Annotated in this window: 18 protein-coding genes; 2 read left to right on the top strand and 16 right to left on the bottom strand. The window is 41.7% G+C overall.

Going from position 1 to position 18,863, the window contains the following annotated elements:
- Positions 1–8: 8 nt before the first annotated feature.
- From gpmI to cspD, 8 genes are all read right to left on the bottom strand, one after another.
- Positions 9–1,541: a 2,3-bisphosphoglycerate-independent phosphoglycerate mutase gene (gpmI, locus tag M3206_RS07615; protein WP_251311921.1), complete on the bottom strand. Its 1,533-nt coding sequence runs from the start codon at positions 1,539–1,541 to the stop codon at positions 9–11.
- Entirely contained in the window at positions 1,538–2,296 is a 759-nt protein-coding gene (gene tpiA, locus M3206_RS07610; RefSeq protein WP_251311920.1) for a triose-phosphate isomerase, read from the bottom strand. Before tpiA ends, gpmI begins: the two co-directional genes overlap by 4 nt.
- Before the next feature lie 189 nt (positions 2,297–2,485).
- Positions 2,486–3,670, bottom strand: coding sequence for a phosphoglycerate kinase (locus M3206_RS07605; protein ID WP_251311919.1), 1,185 nt, complete (start codon positions 3,668–3,670; stop codon positions 2,486–2,488).
- 127 nt (positions 3,671–3,797) lie between these two features.
- On the bottom strand, positions 3,798–4,805 hold the full coding sequence (gap, locus tag M3206_RS07600; protein WP_251311918.1) for a type I glyceraldehyde-3-phosphate dehydrogenase: 1,008 nt from the start codon (positions 4,803–4,805) through the stop codon (positions 3,798–3,800).
- An 81-nt stretch (positions 4,806–4,886) separates the two neighbouring features.
- Positions 4,887–5,909, bottom strand: a complete 1,023-nt coding sequence (locus tag M3206_RS07595; protein WP_251311917.1) for a sugar-binding transcriptional regulator — start codon at positions 5,907–5,909, stop codon at positions 4,887–4,889.
- Positions 5,910–6,190: 281 nt separating this feature from the next.
- Positions 6,191–6,436, bottom strand: a complete 246-nt coding sequence (locus M3206_RS07590) for a glutaredoxin family protein (protein ID WP_251311916.1) — start codon at positions 6,434–6,436, stop codon at positions 6,191–6,193.
- A 155-nt stretch (positions 6,437–6,591) separates the two neighbouring features.
- Positions 6,592–7,917, bottom strand: coding sequence for an RNA polymerase factor sigma-54 (gene rpoN, locus M3206_RS07585; protein ID WP_251311915.1), 1,326 nt, complete (start codon positions 7,915–7,917; stop codon positions 6,592–6,594).
- Positions 7,918–8,134: 217 nt separating this feature from the next.
- Positions 8,135–8,335, bottom strand: coding sequence for a cold-shock protein CspD (gene cspD, locus M3206_RS07580; RefSeq protein ID WP_066245685.1), 201 nt, complete (start codon positions 8,333–8,335; stop codon positions 8,135–8,137).
- A gap of 332 nt (positions 8,336–8,667) precedes the next feature.
- Between cspD and yvfG the strand changes: the two genes are divergently transcribed.
- Positions 8,668–8,883 carry a protein YvfG gene (gene yvfG, locus M3206_RS07575; RefSeq protein ID WP_251311914.1) on the top strand — a complete coding sequence of 72 codons (216 nt, stop codon included), beginning with the start codon at positions 8,668–8,670 and terminating at the stop codon, positions 8,881–8,883.
- 217 nt (positions 8,884–9,100) lie between these two features.
- Positions 9,101–9,703: an ATP-dependent Clp endopeptidase proteolytic subunit ClpP gene (clpP, locus tag M3206_RS07570; RefSeq protein ID WP_251311913.1), complete on the top strand. Its 603-nt coding sequence runs from the start codon at positions 9,101–9,103 to the stop codon at positions 9,701–9,703.
- Positions 9,704–9,782: 79 nt separating this feature from the next.
- Here clpP and trpE read toward each other — a convergent pair whose 3' ends face one another.
- The 8 genes from trpE to M3206_RS07530 form a co-directional block, all read right to left on the bottom strand.
- Positions 9,783–11,324 carry an anthranilate synthase component I gene (gene trpE, locus M3206_RS07565; protein ID WP_251311912.1) on the bottom strand — a complete coding sequence of 514 codons (1,542 nt, stop codon included), beginning with the start codon at positions 11,322–11,324 and terminating at the stop codon, positions 9,783–9,785.
- A gap of 670 nt (positions 11,325–11,994) precedes the next feature.
- Positions 11,995–12,252 carry an HPr family phosphocarrier protein gene (locus tag M3206_RS07560; protein WP_251311911.1) on the bottom strand — a complete coding sequence of 86 codons (258 nt, stop codon included), beginning with the start codon at positions 12,250–12,252 and terminating at the stop codon, positions 11,995–11,997.
- A gap of 36 nt (positions 12,253–12,288) precedes the next feature.
- Positions 12,289–13,230 carry a DNA-binding protein WhiA gene (whiA, locus tag M3206_RS07555; RefSeq protein WP_251311910.1) on the bottom strand — a complete coding sequence of 314 codons (942 nt, stop codon included), beginning with the start codon at positions 13,228–13,230 and terminating at the stop codon, positions 12,289–12,291.
- A gap of 37 nt (positions 13,231–13,267) precedes the next feature.
- Positions 13,268–14,218, bottom strand: a complete 951-nt coding sequence (locus M3206_RS07550; RefSeq protein ID WP_251311909.1) for a gluconeogenesis factor YvcK family protein — start codon at positions 14,216–14,218, stop codon at positions 13,268–13,270.
- Positions 14,219–15,094, bottom strand: coding sequence for an RNase adapter RapZ (rapZ, locus tag M3206_RS07545; protein WP_251311908.1), 876 nt, complete (start codon positions 15,092–15,094; stop codon positions 14,219–14,221). It lies immediately after the preceding gene.
- A 49-nt stretch (positions 15,095–15,143) separates the two neighbouring features.
- A complete protein-coding gene (locus tag M3206_RS07540) occupies positions 15,144–15,602 on the bottom strand; it encodes an NUDIX hydrolase (protein WP_251311907.1) in 459 nt (152 codons plus the stop codon).
- 407 nt (positions 15,603–16,009) lie between these two features.
- Positions 16,010–16,966 carry a thioredoxin-disulfide reductase gene (trxB, locus tag M3206_RS07535; protein WP_251311906.1) on the bottom strand — a complete coding sequence of 319 codons (957 nt, stop codon included), beginning with the start codon at positions 16,964–16,966 and terminating at the stop codon, positions 16,010–16,012.
- An 84-nt stretch (positions 16,967–17,050) separates the two neighbouring features.
- Positions 17,051–18,673 carry a tetratricopeptide repeat protein gene (locus M3206_RS07530; RefSeq protein WP_251311905.1) on the bottom strand — a complete coding sequence of 541 codons (1,623 nt, stop codon included), beginning with the start codon at positions 18,671–18,673 and terminating at the stop codon, positions 17,051–17,053.
- Positions 18,674–18,863: the final 190 nt, after the last annotated feature.

The raw sequence follows: 18,863 nt of genomic DNA, 5'->3' as shown, positions 1-18,863 counted from the left end.
CAGAGCTACTATTTAATTAACGTTTTACCTGTCATTTCTTTCGGCTGTTTACCACCTAATAACGTTAAAACTGTTGGTGCAAGATCGGCCAAGATCCCGTCCTTGCGCAGCTCTACTCCCTCTTGAGTGACAATGACCGGTACAGGGTTTGTAGTGTGAGCGGTCATCGGGTTGCCATCCATCGTAATAACCTCGTCGGCGTTACCATGGTCAGCTGTAATGATCGCTGCTCCACCTTTTGCAATAATCGCATCTACAACTTTCCCTAAACACTCATCTACGGTTTCTACCGCTTTAATCGTAGGTTCTAGCATTCCAGAGTGTCCTACCATATCAGGGTTAGCAAAGTTTAAGATGATTGCATCATGCTTGTCCGCTTCAATCTCTCCTAAAAGCGCATCCGTCACTTCATAAGCACTCATTTCTGGCTGTAAGTCATAGGTTGCGACTTTTGGTGAGTCGATCAATATACGAGTTTCACCAGGGAACTCAGCTTCACGACCTCCGCTAAAGAAAAACGTAACATGCGGATATTTTTCCGTTTCAGCAATACGGAGCTGTTTATAGTTTTGTTGCGATAAAACTTCTCCAAGCGTATTATCCAAGTTTGTCGGCTTGAATGCCACGTCACCATCTACTGTTTCACTAAAATGCGTTAAGCATACAAAATGAAGATTTTTTGGGAACGCTTCACCGCGGTTAAAACCACGGAAGTCTTCATTCGTGAATACCTGAGAGATCTGGATCGCACGGTCAGGGCGGAAATTACAGAAGATGACTGCATCTCCGTCTTGAACAGTTGCGACAGGCTCACCATTTTCTTTTTTCAGAACAGATGGTAAGACGAACTCATCATATACGCCGTTGCTATAAGAATCTTCTACAACTTCGAACGGATCTTTGTAATCTGGTCCTTCACCATAGACCATCGCACGGTACGACTTTTCAACACGATCCCATCGCTTGTCGCGGTCCATCGAATAATAGCGTCCTGATAATGTAGCGATTTCTCCAATACCGAGTTCATTCATTTTATCAACTGTTGTTTGAATATAGCCCTTAGCAGATTGAGGTGGTACATCGCGCCCGTCCAAGAATCCGTGCAGATAAACCTTTTCTACATTCTGCTTTTTCGCAAGTTCAAGCAAAGATAAAATGTGATCAATATGGCTGTGGATTCCGCCATCAGAAAGTAAACCAAAGATATGAAGAGCTTTCCCTTCCTTCTTTACATGGTCCATGGCTTCGATAAAGGTTTGATTTTCGTAAAAATCTCCCTCTTTGATCGATAGATTCACGCGGGTTAAACTTTGATACACGATACGACCTGCACCAATGTTCAAATGACCCACTTCTGAATTTCCCATCTGGCCATCAGGAAGTCCAACCGCTTCTCCAGAAGCAGTCAGCTGTGCATGTGGATACGTTTCCCAGTAGCGGTCAAAGTTGGGCTTTTTCGCTTGTGCCACCGCATTTCCTTTGTCTTCCTCACGGCAAGCAAAGCCGTCTAAGATGATTAAAGCTACCGGTTTTTTACTCATCGGCTAACGCCCTCCAACAGCATAAGGTAAGATTTCGGTTCTAGGCTGGCACCACCAACTAAAGCGCCATCGATATCAGACATGCTCATTAGTTCTTTAATGTTATCCGGCTTAACACTGCCGCCGTATTGAATACGAACAGCATCTGCTACGTCTTGTGAGTATTGCTCTGCCACAACACTGCGGATGTAAGCACATACTTCATTTGCATCTTCTGAAGATGCTGTCTTTCCTGTTCCGATCGCCCAAACAGGCTCATACGCGATAACCGTTTGTTTCACTTGGTCAGCAGAAAGACCTTGAAGTCCTTTTTCCGTTTGTTCTTTTACAATATCTTTCGTTTTGTCCGACTCACGCTGTTCTAACGTTTCACCCACACAAACAATCGGAGTTAATCCGTGTTTGAATGCAGCATGTGTCTTTTGATTAACCAGTTCGTCTGTTTCGCCAAAAAGTTCACGGCGTTCAGAATGGCCAAGAATTACATACTGAACGTTTAGATCTTTTAGCATGACAGGACTGATTTCACCTGTGAATGCACCGCTCTCTTCGAAGTGCATGTTCTGAGCACCGATCGCAAGAGGTGTCCCCTCTGCTTCGTCTGCTAAACAGTCAAGAAAAAGAGCAGGAGCACAGATCACAGAATCAACCGTTTCCGCTGAAGGCACAAGACCTTTCACTTCTTCAACGAAATTGCGTGCTTCTGTTAACGTCTTATTCATTTTCCAGTTACCTGCAATAATAGGTTTACGCATTCAAATTCACCTCTTTAAAGAGTTTGTAAGTGGTCGATTTACGCTCCAGGTGCTCGCTTTCCACGGGGCGTGCGGTGAGCCTCCTAGCGCTCTGCGCTGTTAGGAGTCTCACCTGTCACCCTCGTCCCGTAGGAGTCTCGCACCTTCCGCTCCAATCAACTGTCACTCTTGTAAAACTGATTTTTTTCCTTATCGATCGTTAAGAGCTTCAACGCCTGGAAGTGCTTTACCTTCCATGAACTCAAGGGAAGCTCCGCCACCTGTTGAGATATGGCTCATCTTGTCAGCAAGACCGAACTTCTCAACAGCTGCAGCTGAATCTCCGCCGCCGATCACGCTGTAAGTGTCAGGTGATTCTGCAAGCGCGTTTGCAATAGAACGCGTACCGTTTGCGAATGCATCAATTTCAAATACACCCATCGGTCCATTCCATATCACAAGCTTCGATTCTTTAATAACCTTTACGTACTTTTCAATCGTTTTCGCACCGATATCAAGACCTTCCCAATCAGAAGGAATAGAATCGATGTCTACATTTTTTGTATTAGCATCGTTTGAAAAATCGTCAGCAACTAAAACATCTTCAGCAATCATGAGGTTTACACCGTTTTTCTTTGCTTTTTCCATGAATGTTTTAGCTGTTTCGATCTTGTCTTCTTCTAAAAGAGACTTTCCTACGTCATGACCTAGAGCCTTAATGAATGTGTAGCCAAGGCCTCCGCCAATGATCAAGTTATCTACTTTGTCTAAAAGATTGTCAATAACGTCAATCTTGTCCTTAACTTTTGCACCGCCAATAATAGCAGTGAACGGACGGTCAGGATTGGATAGAGCTTTTCCAAGCACTTCAAGTTCTTTTTCCATTAACAAACCTGATACAGCAGGAAGATGTTTCGCGATTCCTTCTGTTGAAGCATGCGCACGGTGAGCTGCTCCGAAAGCATCGTTCACATAAACATCAGCCAAAGCTGCAAATTTTTCTGCTAGTTCAGGGTCATTCTTTTCCTCACCAGGGTAGAAACGAACGTTTTCCAATAGGATTACGCCGCCTTCTTCAAGGTCTGCTAATGCTTTTTCTACTTCTTCACCGTATGCTTCATCTGTTTTTAGAACTTCTTTTCCAAGAAGATCGCTCAAACGCTGTGCAACTGGATCTAAACGAAGTTCTTCCACTACTTGTCCTTTTGGACGACCTAAGTGGCTTGCTAAAAGAACTTTTGCACCTTGCTCTGTTAAGTATTTGATGGTTGGAAGAGCAGCGTTAATACGCGTTTCGTCCGTAATCTTTCCATCTTCCATCGGTACGTTGAAATCAACGCGGCAAAAAACGACTTTGCCTTTAAAATCGATGTCGCGAACACTTTTTTTGTTCATAAGTACAAGTAACCTCCTGACAGTCAAAAAGATTAAAAGAATGACAAACCCCAGATTATACATGGGAAAGAGGAGTAGAAGCCTTGAAAAATGACTTCTCCCCCTCCTTATTGTTCTTCTCTATCTATTAAAGTCCTTTTTTAGCGATATAGTCAATTAAATCTACTACACGATTTGAGTATCCAGTCTCGTTATCGTACCAAGATACAACTTTAACCATGTTGCCTTCCATAACCATTGTAGAAAGAGCATCGATTGTAGAAGAATGAGTGTCGCCATTGTAGTCAGTTGATACAAGCGGCTCTTCAGAGTAGCCAAGGATTCCTTTAAGGTTGCCTTCAGCTTCTGCTTTAAGTGCAGCATTTACTTCGTCAACTGTTACTTCTTTGTCTAGTTCAACCACTAAGTCAACTAGAGATACGTTTGGAGTTGGAACACGCATTGCCATACCGTTAAGTTTTCCTTTTAGTTCAGGAAGTACTAGAGATACCGCTTTTGCAGCACCAGTTGAAGTAGGAATGATGTTTTCAGCAGCCGCACGAGCACGACGAAGATCTTTATGTGGAAGATCTAGAATTTGCTGATCGTTTGTGTATGAGTGAACAGTTGTCATCATACCGCGCTTCACGCCGAATTTTTCGTGAAGAACTTTTGCGAATGGTGCAAGACAGTTTGTTGTGCAAGATGCGTTAGAGATAACATCGTGGCTAGCAGCATCGTACTTTTCTTCGTTAACACCAAGAACTACAGTGATATCCTCATCTGAAGCAGGAGCAGAAATGATAACTTTTTTAGCACCAGCTTCTAAGTGTTTCGCTGCGTCAGCACGCTTTGTGAAACGTCCAGTTGATTCAACAACAACTTCTACACCTAGGTCACCCCAGCCAAGTTGTGCTGGATCACGTTCAGCTAAAACTTTGATTTCTTTGCCATCTACAACTAATGTATTTTCCTTAACTTCTACAGAACCAGTGAACTTGCCATGAACAGTGTCATGCTTCAAAAGGAAAGCAAGAGTATCTGCATCTGTTAAGTCGTTTACAGCTACAACTTCTACCTCAGGGTTGTTGAATGCTGCGCGGAATACATTACGGCCAATACGACCGAAACCATTAATACCAATCTTTGTTGCCATGTAAAATGACCTCCTTGATTTAAGAGAGAATTTATTTTTTATATAAAGGGATAACCCCTTAATAACGAAATGAAAATAGACTTACGGGCGACCCAATAGTTTGCGGGCAGCTCCCTCGTCTGTAATAAGTACCTTTTTGGGACCATGTTTCATAAAAGCTGCAATCGCATCTGCTTTTGACGAACCGCCTGCAATTGCCATGATGAAATCACTGTTGTGAAGCTCATCAAGCTGCAGTCCGATCGTTCGGACGCGATGAACGACTTCCCCTTGCTGGTTAAAGTAGTAGCCAAACGCCTCAGCGACGGCTTTTTCTTTATCCAATTTTTCGAGCAGGGAGGGGTTGGAATTCCTGCGTTCTGCCATTGTTTTAGCATCACCAATCCCATGCAGCACTATACCAGCGGAGTGTATGAGCTCCATCACTTCTTTTACACCAGGTTCGGCCATTAAAGAAAGATAGGTTTCTTTGCTGAGCTGATCCGGCAAATGAAGCAGCCTGTATTCACCTTTCGCTTTTTGTGCCATTGTTGAACAGATCGTGTTGGCTTGGTTTTCAACTTTCTCGCCAAGTCCTCCGCGCGCAGGAACAAATAGCAACTGCTGCCCTTTTTGGATCGGTGTCATCATTTCTGCAACTGCAGCAAGTGTTGTGCCGCCTGTTACAGCTATGATGCTTTTGGCAGATAGCTGACGTTTGAGCCTGTCAACTGCCGCTTTCCCCATCTCGTTCTTGACCCAAAGATCTTGATCACTGTCACCTGGTACCACGATGACTTCAGACAGATTTAACATTTCCTTAAGATCTGATTCTAAAACATGCAAACCTGACAGTTCTTTCATCATCTCAGAGAGTTCTACTAAAATATCATGCCCCTCAGAAGTTAATGACATGCCAGAAGTCTGAATGGTAAGAAGTCCTTGATCTTTTAAAAAGGAAACTTCAGAACGCAAAACTCGTTCTGTCATGTTCAGGGTGGAAGCTAAACTTCTTCTTCCAATGGGCTCATGAATTCTTACCACATTTAAAACGTTATAGCGTTTCCGCATCGTATCCAGAAGGTCTGGCAGCAATTTCTTTTGAACATCTATTAAATTCTTCATTGCACATTCTCCTGATTGAATGGGATTACCGTACGTTTTGATCGTGTTGAGAAAAAAACTCCCTCCCTGGACATCTTTCGTCCCGGTTAGTCATTTTTTGTCCCATTAGCGTAAGAAAATAACTTGGTGTTACCCAAGTATATTATTGCCAATTGTATATTTCCCTGATCACATGAGTTTCAAACGTACCAGAATAATTTTTTGTCATAAAAAAGTCAAAATTCTTTCTGGCAAGTTAATATTATCAAATACTTTCACTAGATTTCAACAACTTTTACTTATTAAAAATTAGTAAGCGCTTTCTTTACTTTATCGATGGAGATGATCCCATAATCGATTTCTGTGCCATCTACTTCAATGACAGGAATCATTAATCCGTATTTTTCAAGAAGTGTGTCGTCTTTATAAATGTCTACCGTTTTAATGTTGAAGGTTATTTCTTTTTGCAGATCTTTTAATAGATTATGCGCTTTATCGCAAAGTGGACAATGTTCCTTCGTATAAAAGATTAAGTTTTTTGTGCCCATTTTTCGTTCTCCTTTTAAATGATTCTTTATTATGAAGTAAGTTTATCATGAAGTATGGGGTCGGCAGGTAAAGTTCTATTTCTTAGTGGTGTGGGAATGCTGCGTCCAAGTAAAGGGAAAGCCCCCTTCCGGCTGGAAGGGGGCTTAGATAACCATTATGATGTATAACGTTTTCTTTTAGAAGAAGAAGGGATGTTTAATTCTTCTCTATATTTTGCAACCGTTCTACGTGAGATGCTTAATCCGCTATTTTGTTCTAATAGAGCTGCAAGTACTTGATCAGACAAAGGTTTTCGTTTATTCTCGCTGTCTACTAGTTTTTTTATTTCTGTTTTTGCAGATGTTGCGGACGCACTCCCGCCATCAGGCGTATAAATTTTTGCTGAGAAAAAAGACTTTAACTCAACTGCTCCTTTGGACGTCTGCAAAACCTTATTCTTCACAGCACGACTTACCGTAGATTCATGAACACCGATCTGTTCAGCTACCTCTTTTAACGTTAAAGGAATGAGGTCTCTTTTATCGAACGTGTAAAAATATTTCTTTTGGGCTCTCACGATCTCAGAAGTAATTTTGAGCAAGGTTTCTTTCCTCTGTTCTAACGCTTTTTTTAGCCAGTTAAACTTTTGATACGCTTCATTTATAAATTTTGACGCTTGCTTTTTGTCATTTAAAAGAGGTACGTAGCTATCATTCAGTTTCATGACTGGTGAATATTGTTCGTTAATGGAAATATGTAGCTTGCCGTTTTCCATAGTCACAGACACATCAGGGTATAAGAAAGATTGCTTATCGGCTGGTGAAAAAGCAGCTCCTGGCCTTGGATCAAGTTTCTGCAAAAAATCTGCCGCTTCTTCTATCTCATGTGGTGTGACATTCAGCAGTTCCGATAAGGCTTGGATTTTTCTTTCTCCGAGTAGTTCTAAGTGTTGATCGGCGATCGTGTAGCTTAACGAATGTACTAAGTTTAATTCTGAGAGCTGGATCAAAAGGCACTCCCTTAAATTACGAGCTCCGATCCCAGCAGGTTCTAACTTCTGCAGTATCGCGATTAGTTTTTCACACTCTTCGACAGTTGTGTTGAATCGAGTGGCAGTCTCTTCTGCTGAGACGGTTAGATAACCGCTTTCATTTAAGCTTAATAAAAGGTAATTAAAGATTTTACGGTCGAGCTCTTGAAGCGGGAGCAGGATAGATTGTTTATATAGATAGTCATACAGTGTTTCTTGTTCGATGATCAGGTGATCGAAACTTTGTTTTTCTTCTGATTGAGCACCGAATCCTTTTTTCTCGCCGCTTTTTTTTAGCGTCGTAAACATGCCGGGCGGCTCGGCAACTTCGATTAACGGATTTTCTAGTGCCTGCTCTTGCAGATAGGAAGTAAGTTCATAACTCGGAACTTGTAAAATGGCGATGGCCTGGCGTAGTTCAGTTGTCATGACGAGGTTCATGCTCTGTTGCTGGTACAAACCCATTTCCATTTTAAATCCCTCCCCTTACTTATGATACTACAGATGAAAGCGCTATACATCCTACAAAATTTGGCGGAGAAACAACTTAACGCGAGAATTGTAAGAATTGTTTGGGGTCTGTCCCGGGACAGACCCCAAACAATTCTCACACAATTTATAATACTTTTTAGGACATAAAAAAATGCCAGCACCGCCCTGAGGCAGTCTGGCATTTTAAACTTTACTATTAAAGTTTTGTTACGTTAGCAGCTTGTGGTCCACGCTCGCCATCAACGATTTCGAAAGATACTTCTTGTCCTTCTTCAAGAGACTTGAAGCCTTCTGATTGAATCGCAGAAAAGTGAACGAATACGTCGTTTCCGCCTTCAACTTCGATGAAGCCGAAACCTTTCTCAGCGTTAAACCATTTTACTTTACCATTTTGCATGGGTGTTTCCTCCTTACAAACGCTATGTAAGCGTTTTAACTCTTTTAACCGTTTTACTATGTAAATAAAAAGGCATAAAAAAATGCGTACTCATCTGAATATTTCAGAAGTGGATTTAAGTGTTCCACTTCTTATTCAAAAAGTACGACCGCTTTAAATCCATAAATATTCACACCGTAAATGGTTAAATAAACTATACCACGCCTCTATTTAATTGTCAAAACAAGGGATGACTTTTTTTATTTATTTTAATCAGGCGCAAGAATAGGCTATGATAGATAAGGGTTTTATATACATGAAATTTAAATTTTTTTCAATTAGGAGGATCAACTATGAGCGAAGCATTTTCAGTCCCTTATTTTAAAGAAAACTTTCAACAATACATCGAAAGAAATAAAGATGTTTTTACTAAAACACATGCCATGAACGCTTATTACCGTTCCATTGTTGGCACGTTGATCAATGATAACTTAAATAAAAACAGTGAGATCGTTCGCCGCATTCGTAACTTAGAAAAAGCGTACAACGAAGTAAAAAATCAAAATTAAGCTTACCCTGATAAGAAAAAGGGTAATGTTTTTACATCCAGAGGTTTAAAATCCTACTCCTCGCGGGCATTATGATGATAGCCCATACATAAGGTAAAGAAGGATATTTCGCAGTTTTGGCGAAATCAAAAGTTACACAGCATATCGTTTGACCTTGTTTGACCTTTTTTGTATGATGACAGTACAGTATGAGTGAAAAAGGAGAAGGAGGATTTCCATGAATTTAATTCCAACAGTAATTGAACAAACGAACCGTGGGGAGCGCGCTTATGATATCTACTCCCGATTATTAAAAGACCGTATTATCATGCTTGGTAGCGCGATCGATGACAACGTTTCAAACTCTATCGTCGCACAGCTTTTATTCTTAGCTGCTGAAGATCCAGATAAGGACATTTCGTTATACATAAACAGTCCTGGTGGATCCATCACAGCTGGTATGGCGATTTATGATACGATGAACTTTATCAAACCAGATGTATCTACAATCTGTATCGGTATGGCTGCATCTATGGGTGCATTCTTGCTTGCTGCAGGTGAAAAAGGGAAACGTTACGTACTTCCAAACTCAGAGGTCATGATTCACCAACCATTAGGCGGAACACGCGGTCAAGCGAGTGACATCGAAATCCACGCTCGCCGTATCATTCAAATGCGTGAGCAGCTAAACAAAATCTTGGCAGAAAAAACAGGCCAACCACTTGAAGTAATCGAGCGCGACACAGATCGTGACAACTTCTTAACAGCAGAAGCAGCTGTTAAATACGGGTTGGTTGATAAGCTGATCACTACAGTGGATAACACAGATATTAAAAAATAAGGCATTTAAAAAACAGGATCGCGGTTAGCGATCCTGTTTTTTTGTTTGCAGCTATTCAGATGATTAAGCTGCTGTGTCTTCACCGAATGGACAAACTAGGGATTTGTATTTGTATGGGGTCTGTCCCCCCCTCGATTGCTTTGAGCATAGCTTTGGCTTTGTTGACGGTTTCTTCGTATTCACGCTCTGGAACCGAATCTGCTACAACGCCTGCGCCTGCTTGAACATAGGCTTTTCCATCTTGGAAAACGATCGTACGAATGGCAATACAGGAGTCCATTTGGCCATTAAAGCCTAGATAGCCGATTGCCCCCCCATATACCCCTCTTGCTTCTTTTTCAAGCTCGGAGATAATCTGCATCGCTCTAACCTTAGGAGCACCGGATACGGTACCAGCTGGCATACAGGACCGGAGCGCATCGAAGAAGTCTTTATCTTTTCGCATTTTTCCTTTTACGTGAGAAACGATATGCATCACGTGTGAATATCGTTCGATCTCCATATAAGAATCGAGTTCCACTGTTCCGAATTCACTAACCCGGCCCACATCATTTCGGCCAAGGTCAACGAGCATAACATGTTCCGCGCGTTCTTTTTCATCGGCTAAAAGATCTTTTTCAAACGCCAAGTCTTCTTCTCGTGTTTTTCCTCTTGGCCGCGTTCCGGCGATCGGCCGGTTCTCCACGCAGCCGTCATCCACTTTTACTAGAAGTTCCGGTGATGCACCAACAATGTAAGTGCCCTTTGACTTGTAAAAGTACATGTACGGTGAAGGATTCATGGAACGAAGCAGTCTATACACATCAAAGGGATCTGCTTCGGTTTCCTGCTCAAATCGCTGTGACAGAACGACTTGAAAAATGTCACCTGTTTTAATATACTCTTTTGCTTTTTCGACCATGGAGCAGAACTCTTCTTTCGAATGGGTAGAGCGAACTTTTCCGGATTGCTTTCGTCTTTCAAACGTAAAGTCACTTTTAATCGAATTCTTTTTTGGACTTTCCTGCAATTCTCGGTAAGCCTTACGGATGTTTTCACAAACTTTTTCATATTTCTTCTGAATAGTTTCTTCTTGATCTTCAGGGTCAATGTGCATGTTACAGATGATCGTTGTTTTTTGTTTAAGATGATCAAACACGATGATCTCATCTGTAAATAAAAACTCCATTTCATTCGTCTGATTAGATGGAGTTGGGGGTGAAGGAACATTTTCGAAAGTATGAATCAGATCATAACCGAAGAATCCAACAGCACCTCCCGTGAATGGTGGCAGTTGAGAGAGTTTTGGAGATTTATAGCGTGTGATATGCTGCTTTACGACCTCTAATGGAGAGCCGTGCTCTTGAATCTTTTTATTTTCATTGCTGTTCAAATAGGTTAGATTCACATCATACCCTTTTGAAGAGATAACAAGGAAAGGCTTCCTGCCAATATAAGAGTACCTAGCCCAACGTTCTCCGCCTTCTACACTTTCGAGTAAAAACGAATAATCTTCATGACGGACCTTCTCAAATTGCGAGATACACGTTTCATGATCCGAAAGGTATGTAAAGCCGACCGGAATCACATTATAATTTTCTTTGGTTAGAGACTTCACGTCCCGTAACGATGGAGTAAACATGTTCAACCACCTCTTTCAAATAATAAAAGCCTCGCGCTTGATACAGCGGAGGCTAGTTAATCATTCAGCATAAATAAACTAAGAAAGAGGTATCATCTAGGATTAATACGCTCAACTCAGCTAAAGCTATACTCTCTTCTCTCCACTCATCTCAACTAACTACTATTCCTGATTAGGAATAATATAAAGGCTAGCCCTTTGCCTGTCAACTGTTTGCCGTGAACAAAAAAGAGATAATCAGCGATAAAAGGAGTGCCTAATGACCCAGATCCAGCACACACAAAAAAATAAGAGGATACTAAAGGTTGTCGTGATTCCAAAAGCCAAGCTTAAAAACAGCCCTGGACTCGAAGAATCTGCAAATGAATAGCCGAGCAATGCAAGAGGATAGATGATGATAAAAATCAGCATGAACACCCAATAGATCCTCCTCAGGGTGCTCTTTTTTGGTTTAAGGATATAAAGGGTTAAGAGGATGTTTATCACCGTTAAACCCACGGCAAACGACCAGTCATACATAATGCTCGTATGTTCCAAAGCAATCGCCTCCCTTTCCTCCTTATAACTATATTAAGAAAAGGAGCGCGGCCAACCCTGAAAAATAAAAAATGCCAACTTGTCCTTCTCATATGGACAAATTGGCGTTTTGTATTTGTTTGGGGTCAGACCCCTACTCAGATTTTGAGACAAAATCAGTGAGGGCTTCGATTGCTTCGTTTTCATCAGGGCCATCCACTGCCAGCACGAGTTCAGCCCCCGAACCTACTGCTAAGCTCATGATCCCCATGATGCTTTTCGCGTTAACTTTCTTTCCATCTTTTTCAACGAACACATTTGAAGAAAAACGGTTGGCTTCTTGAACAAAAAGTGCAGCCGGACGCGCCTGAAGTCCGGTTTTCAACTGGACAGTTACCTTTTTCTCAACCATTCTACTCTACCTCCTCTATCTCTTTATATCGAAACATCAATTGATGGGTTGACCGGTTCTAATTTTTTCTGCAATTTCATCGATTTTTCTCAGACGATGATTAACGCCTGATTTGCTGACAGGACCGGATGATACCATCTCTCCCAATTCTTTCAGCGTAATTTCCTGATGAGTGACACGCAGCCGAGCGATTTCACGCAGCTTGTCTGGCAGCACTTCAAGTCCTACTTGCTCTTCGATGTATTTGATATTCTCAACCTGTCTCATCGCAGCTCCCACGGTTTTGTTCAGGTTCGCTGTTTCACAGTTAACGAGGCGGTTAACCGAGTTTCTCATATCTTTTAAAATACGAATATCTTCAAAGAACAGAACGGCATGGTGAGCACCGATCAAAGTTAGAAACTCTGAAATCTTCTCTCCGTCTTTTAAGTAAATGATGTACCCTTTTTTCCGCTCGAGCACTTTGGCTTTCAGCTTATACTTGTTCATCAGTTCAGCCAATGCAACCGTATGCTCTTCGTACATAGAAAAAATCTCAAGATGATAGCTCGTCTCCGGGTGGTTTACGGAACCACCTGCTAGAAAAGCCCCCCTCATATATGCACGGCGGCAGCAGCTTTTCTTTTTAAATTCCTCTGCAATGTTACGAGTAAACGTGAATGCACCGTCAATGATCTTTAAATCTTCCAACAATGCTCTTGATTCTTCTGAAACACGTACGATATACACGTTGTTCTTTTTCAAGCGCATCTTTTTACGTACCAACAGTTCAACATGATAAGGATACACACGTTTGATCAACGTATAAATTCTTCTTGCGATTGCCGCGTTCTCAGTTGGAATATCTAAAACCAGCTTTCTGTTGCTGAAAGAGATGGAGCCATTCATTCGAATCAATGCAGCCAGTTCTGCTTTTTTACAGCAGTCCTTCGGTTCGAGCTGCGTTAATTCTTTTTTTGTATCTGCAGCGAATGACATCTGCTTCACCACCTCTCTTTTGTTCAATAAACACTTTTTACTTTTCAATAAGTCCTAACAATAGGTCAGATACACGCTTTGCATCATGTCTGACGAGTGTTCCGTACTGGATGATATTATCACAAACCAATCCGATTCCGAACGACCGAAGACGCTCCTCATCAAATAAAACTTGTGACGCCCCTTCTTCTAGATAAAGATCTAGAAACTCAGGAGGTATTGTTTCATTATTCACAATAACAACATCAATAAAATTATGCCCTACATGATCGATCAAAGCCTGAACATGATCTCCTGCTGTGTAATCCGTAGTTTCACCTGGCTGAGTCATAACGTTGCACACATACACTCTAGGTGCCGTTGCCTCGCGGATCGCCTTGGAAATACCACCGACGAGAAGGTTAGGCAGAATGCTCGTATAAAGACTTCCCGGCCCGATTACAATAAGATCAGCATCTTGAATGGCTTTCACACTTTCACGAAGCGGTTCGATATTTTCATCATTTAAGAAAACTCTTCTAATCTTTTTATTCGACAGTGGAATTTTAGATTCCCCCTGTACAATCGTCCCATCTTCTAATTCAGCACTTAAAATAATACTGTTCTTCGCTGCAGGCAGTACTTGACCTCTTACGTTTAAAACGCGGGAAAGTTCCCGGATTCCGGTTAAAAAGTCTCCCGTAATATCATGCATCGCAGCTAAAAGAAGGTTTCCAAGCGAGTGGCCAGTAATTCCATCCCCCACTTTGAACCGGTGCTGAAACATTTTTTCTACCAATGGCTCCACTTCAGAAAGTGCGGCGATTACGTTTCTGACATCACCAGGAGGAGGCATGTCATAATCCCTCCTCAGTCTTCCTGAGCTTCCGCCATCATCTGCAACCGTAACGATAGCAGTAATTTCTACAGGATAGTGCTTCAAACCGCGAAGGAGAACGGAAAGACCCGTACCGCCGCCTAGCACTACCACTTTCGGCTGCTTTTTCATCTATTCTTTATCCTTTCCCATATCTCTGTGGCTGCTGAACGTAACATACTCTTTTGATAGCGTGTTTCCGATATATTCAGCAAGAGCTACAGAACGGTGTTTTCCGCCCGTACAGCCGATTCCGATTATAAGCTGGCTTTTCCCTTCACGCTTGTATTGCGGAACCATAAAGTGAAGAAGGTCAAGCAGCTTCTCTAAAAATTTGTTTGTTTCCGGCCACTTTAGTACGTATTCAGAAATGTCGGGCTCAAGCCCTGTTCTCGGTCTCATATGCTCAATATAATGAGGATTCGGTAAGAAACGAACGTCGAACACTAAGTCAGCATCGATCGGCATGCCGTATTTAAAACCAAACGACATTACATTAACCGTAAACGGATGTGCAGCGTTCGCAGAGTATCGCTGAATGATTCGCTCACGCAACTGCAATGGTTTAAGGTCTGAAGTATCAATGACTTGCTGCGCTCTTCCCTTTAACTCTTCCAGCATTTCGCGTTCCTGCGTGATCCCTTGAAGAGGGTTTCCGCTTTTCGCCAGCGGATGCGAACGCCGTGTTTCTTTATACCTGCGGACAAGGGTAGCGTCCTTACAATCTAAATATAAAATCTGCGGCTGAATATCTGAAGAGACCGCTAGCTGATCTAGTGTAGAGAACAGCTGATCAAAGAACTCTCGGCCACGAAGGTCCATTACGAGTGCGACTTTATTCAGATTACCGGCAGATTCTTGCATTAATTCTACAAATTTAGGGAGTAATGCAGGCGGCAGATTATCTACACAGAAGAAGCCTAAATCCTCGAAGCTCTGCATGGCCACCGTTTTTCCGGCTCCTGACATTCCTGTAATAATCACCATTTGTACGTCTTGTCTCTCCATGCCATTTCCCCCCTGTTACTTTTGTCCAACTATTGCTATTGGCACATGTTTAAGCCGGATCTAATCGATAAGAAAGCAGTTCAAAATCAGGTGTGTAGGTGAATGTACCAAAAATCATATTACTTCCTTTTGTCATATAATCCAAAATGTGATGATCTCCTGGTGCCATCGGAAGTTCCCGAATTTCATCAACCGACTTCCATGCTAGCTTCCCTTCCTCACATTCCTCTAACGCTTCACCTTCTGATTCCGTAGCTAAAAAGGTAAACATCATCCATTCTGAGACGATTTTGTCACCTTGTTTAATAATAAAATTAAAAACACCCTTTAATTGCGGGTTCTTTAAATAAATTCCTGTTTCTTCCCGGTATTCCCGGATGACAGAGTCACGAATGGACTCTTCTGACTCCATTTTACCTCCGGGAGCTACCCACCAGCCCCGTCTAGGTTTTTGCAGCAAAAGCACTTTATTCTCTTTGATTAACACGCAGTTTGTTACTCTTTGCACTTATTTCACCTCAGGGCTTCGTTATATCTTTAGTATACTAAATTATGTAACCCCTCACAATACTGACGCCTCAAGGGTTTCTCGTATTTAGTATTCTTCGTTTAGCGTATCGTTTTTGTCTTATTATGTGAAAAAAACTTGGAATTAACGCTGTAGTCTTAAGTAAGATGTTGATTTCCTCTCCAGTTTGCTTGCTTTCCGAGGGGCGTGCGGTGAGCCCTCAGGAGTCTCGCACCTTACATTCCAATCAACTTACAAAAGTAGTTTGAAAGAAATATTTCCTTAAAACAAACATAAAAAAAGGACACGAAGCTTAGCTCCGTGTCAAAGTCTTGCCTTTATAAAAAGGGGGTCAATTTCTTATAATCATATTACCCCACAATTGTTTCACCACTGTTACAACTTGATTAATTAGAAGTTACGTTTTTTAACTTTTCAGCCAAATTTTCCACATAGTGCTGTGCTGCCTGAGCAGCGATACTTCCATCACCTGTTGCGGTAACGATTTGACGTAGTGATTTTTCACGGATATCACCTGCAGCGAAGATACCAGGGATTCTTGTTTCCATGTTCTCATTGGTTTCAACATATCCGTTCTCGTTCGTAATTCCTAAGTCTTTGAAAGCCGCATTCAGCGGAAGCATTCCGATATAAATGAATACACCATCTGTTTTAAAATCAGACTCTTCGCCGGTTTCTGTATTCACAAGTGTAACGTTGCTCACTTTGTTGTTTTCAGCGTGAATTTCTTTAACAGAGTGATTCCAGATAAATTCGATCTTTTCATTGTCGAATGCACGCTGTTGAAGGATTTTTTGTGCACGAAGCTTATCACGTCTGTGAACGATTGTTACTTTTGATGCAAAACGTGTTAAGTACACGCCTTCCTCAACAGCAGAGTCTCCGCCGCCGACAACCACGAGCTCGCGGCCTTTAAAGAAAGCTCCGTCACATACCGCACAATACGATACACCGCGGCCGGAAAATTCCTTTTCACCCGGTACACCTAGCTTTTTATATTCGGCACCAGTAGAAATAATAATCGAACGGGCTTTGTACGTTTTGCTTCCCGCGTTGATGGTTTTATATTCTTCACCGTCAATGATTTCTTTTACATCACCATAGGCATATTCAGCACCGAATTTTTTGGCGTGCTCAAACATCTTGTTGGATAGTTCTGGTCCTAAGATATGGTCAAATCCAGGATAGTTCTCAACGTCTTCTGTGTTAGCCATCTGTCCACCCGGAATTCCGCGTTCGATCATAATCGTGTCCAAATTGGCACGTGATGTATAGACCGCTGCAGTCATTCCAGCTGGTCCTGCACCTAATATTGCTACATCATAAATTTTTTCTTCACTCATTCAAGTACACTCCTTATATAAGGAAATTCTTATTTACTATACGTCTATCCTATCGGCTCATAGGAGCAAAGTCCAAGATTCTGCTCATACGTTACGATTTACCCAGCTGATCAGCTTTTTAATCCTTAAGGAGAGCACGGAAACTGATACATCATACAATTCTGCGACTGCTTTTTGAGTCGATTTCACCTTTTGCTTTCGTGCTAAGTGATCGATTGTCGCTGCGATCGCTCTTTCGTTATCAAAGATTTTTTCACCTTTCACTTCTGACAACTTTATCGCTTCTGACCAATAAAAAAGAACTTGCTCATCGATCGCAGAGCGGCTTTCTTTAATCATCTGAAGAACATTAAGTGCCTGAGTTAATAGAACCGATGGACTTCCTACTTCGACGAGAGCTTCTTCATGTGCGAGCTTGACCGGAAGATCCGGACGATGCTCAAGCATAATGTTAGCCGCAATTTCTTTTACAAAGAGAGATTCTTCTTTACGCAGACAAAAATCACGAAGCGTCTCATAGGCCTCTTCATTTTTATTCCCTCTCAATAAAAATAAATGCGTAATTTTGGTTTTTTCCAGCCCTTTACGTACTTGCTGGATATGTTCCATCGCTTTTCTGTGGCGATCTTTCTTCGGCTTGTTCTGATTATTTGTTGGAATACGGTACTGATAGTCTCCGCCTGACACCGTCAGTTCCCCTTGTTGAGCTTTCTCCATATAGTATGGTGCAACATGGCCTTCGGGATCTAATTCAAGTACTTTTTTCCACGTTTTTAAAGCTAGCTCCCTATGTCCGAGTGCGTAATAAGAAACCGCAAGCATATGTGTCGTAACAGGATCATAGATGAACGACGATTTTCGTAGTGTCTGGAGCCACTTATTCGCATAAACATGCTCTTCTAAAAGTCCAAACGTGTTTCCTAGCTTGTACCGGTGCTCAGGGTGCATCGGGTGTACCGTTTTAAGACGTTCCACTAGTTTGTTTCCAGTCTCATCCATACCTAAATGGAACAAGAAGATTGCTAAATTACATAATGCGTTCAGATTTCCAGGGTTCTTATCCAAAATATCCTGAAGAACATCCATCGCCTCATCATATTCACTTTTATAGAAATGCGTAAGAGCTAAGTTGTTGTATGCCGCCCAAAACTTCGGATGATCTTCTATGATATTACGAAGCTGCTCTTGGGCAAGAGTAAGGTCTCCGCGCTCGATTGATTGTCTTGCCTCATCATGAAGTTTGATCAGCTCTTCTTCCGTTGAAAGAGGAAGACCGTTCGTAAACTTGCCTGTTTCAAGGCTGATCAGATCAAGCAGTTCCTGTGTATCATCAACAAACTCACCATTTGGATCGTATTGCATGTATAACAAAGCATGTTCTTCTGCATCCGAATACATGCCTAAATGAGCAAAATTGTTCGCAAGGAAAAAGTGGCACTCTGACATGTCAGATCCACTCTCAATTACGTTCAATAGATACTTGTTTGATTCCTCATATTCACCGATCTCAGCAAGCGTTGAAGCCAACTGACATAAAAAAGAGGGCTCTTCCGGCTGGAAAGTAACGGCCCGCTCAAACATTTTTTTTGCTGTATATAAATCACGCCTGTTATAGGCTTTAATTCCTTTATCAAAAAAATAGTCCCCATCCTGAATAAAGGGAAGAACGGTGCCGCCTGCTTCAGTGGCCCTATTTCTTTTATACATATACTAGTTCCCCCATCTACTATGTAAACTCTTTACCTCTTTATCGTTCAGTTCACAAAGTTTTCAACCCAAAAATTATAACACAGGCTAAAAATACTAACACCCCTTTGGATATAAATAATGTGCAGGAAACTTTCGACAAAAACTAATTTAATGAGGTTTCGGGTGAGACTAAAAACAAAAAAACAAC

Source organism: Fictibacillus phosphorivorans, from assembly GCF_023715845.1.
GTDB classification, from domain to species: domain Bacteria; phylum Bacillota; class Bacilli; order Bacillales; family Fictibacillaceae; genus Fictibacillus; species Fictibacillus phosphorivorans_D.
The sequence above is the reverse complement of the archived record's forward strand: the minus strand, read 5'-3'. Positions and strand labels throughout refer to the sequence as shown.